Genomic DNA, 1,490 nt, shown 5'->3' on the forward strand with positions numbered 1-1,490 from the left:
GGGTCGTTGGCCAGGTATTTCCAGAAGTTGTTGACGTCCGGAACGTTCCGGGTCGTCATGATCTCGTCATAAACGAGACGGGCCTGCGGACTGGCGTCCGCATATTCGATCGGGCCGGGATGCGGCATGGCGAACTCCTCGGTGGCTCGGCCGGGGTACGAACGCCGGCCCTGGCCGTTCTAGCGGCGGTGCCTGCCGCTTGGGAGTGGTGCCCGGCTCGCCAGCCCGGAGGAGATGCTTGGTGAAGTTGTCGCAGGCGGGCCTGTTCACCCTGCCGTTTGCCACCGTGATGTGCCTGCTGGTGCTGGCGAGCGTAGGGCAGGATCTGCTGATCTACTTTTCCCATGGCGGCCAGGTCAGCCGCGAGCAGTGGGTAAAGAAAACGAAATGGCTGCTCGAGACCAACAGCGAGCTCAGCTTCTACAGCTGGGCATCGGCCGCGATCATCTTCCTGAACGCCGCCCTGCTGTTCATGATAGCACTGGTGAGCCGACGGCGGTTCTGGGGGTGGCTGATCCTGTCGGCGATCTTCGTCTTGCTCTCGGCGGACGAGGCCATGTCGTTCCATGAGCGGCTGGTGAACGTGATCCAGTCGCGCTGGGCGCTGGGCGGGGTGTTCCACTTCGCCTGGGTGATCCCGGGCATGATCTTCTGCGCCGTGGTGGGCCTGTCCTACATCTCCTTCCTCCTGGCGCTGCCGCGCCGCACCGCCCTGCTGATGCTCCTGTCGGGCGTCATCTTCGTGGCCGGGGCGATCGGAATCGAGATGATCGGCGGGAGCTTCGCCGCGGAGACGGGCACCTTCACCATGACCTACCAGATGCTGACCAACCTTGAGGAGGCGCTGGAGGGGCTGGGCATGGTGCTGTTCCTCTACACGCTGGTGGAACACGCGGTGGCGCTGGGGGCGCTCTCGCTTCGGCCGAAGGGGGATGCGGAAGGCTAGCCGGGAGCGTCAGGGGGCCAGGGACGGGGCGCCCTGAAACCGGCCATGGTGCAGGTCGTCCAGCGCCTCTCGCGCTCCAGCGGATAGACGGTCATGGTGGTGCGCACGCCCGGACCCGCAGGGGATCCGGGCGTTCCGCCAGCACCAGAGGCCGCCCGATCTCGTGCAGGACCGTCGCGCGTGCCGGGACGGCCGCCAGATGCAGACGCGCCGGCAGCAGGTTCAGGCGACGAAGTCCTCCGGGCGCAGGTCGGTGACGCCCTGCAGGTTCAGGACGATCGGAGCTTCGACATGGAAGCCCGGCCGGCCGACGGAAGCCACCGTGATCAGCGCCACCCCCAGATCGATCGCAAGTGTCTCGTCGGCAAGGCTCACCCCGGCGTCGCGCGCATCGATCATGCCGTCCCGGTTGCTGTCGAGCGCGGCAAAGCCGAGCGTTTCCAGGCCCAGATCGTCGACGATGGCGAAGTTCAAGGCGCCGATCCGGTCGCTGCCATGGGTGAAGTCGGTGATCGTGGTCTGCCCGCCGCCGGCGAACTCCTGG

General features: G+C 66.7%; 2 protein-coding genes. One reads left to right on the forward strand and one right to left on the reverse strand.

What is annotated here, in order from left to right:
* The first annotated feature begins 241 nt into the window (after positions 1–241).
* Complete coding sequence (locus EQG76_RS09055) at positions 242–946, forward strand: hypothetical protein (protein ID WP_159712630.1); 705 nt, start codon at positions 242–244, stop codon at positions 944–946.
* 222 nt (positions 947–1,168) lie between these two features.
* On the opposite strand, the gene EQG76_RS09060 is transcribed toward EQG76_RS09055, so the two are convergent.
* Positions 1,169–1,490 (reverse strand): hypothetical protein (locus tag EQG76_RS09060; RefSeq protein ID WP_159712632.1); only part of this gene is annotated, 322 nt, incomplete at its 5' end.

The sequence above is a fragment of the Geminicoccus flavidas genome (assembly GCF_009806515.1).
GTDB classification, from domain to species: Bacteria; Pseudomonadota; Alphaproteobacteria; order Geminicoccales; family Geminicoccaceae; genus Geminicoccus; species Geminicoccus flavidus.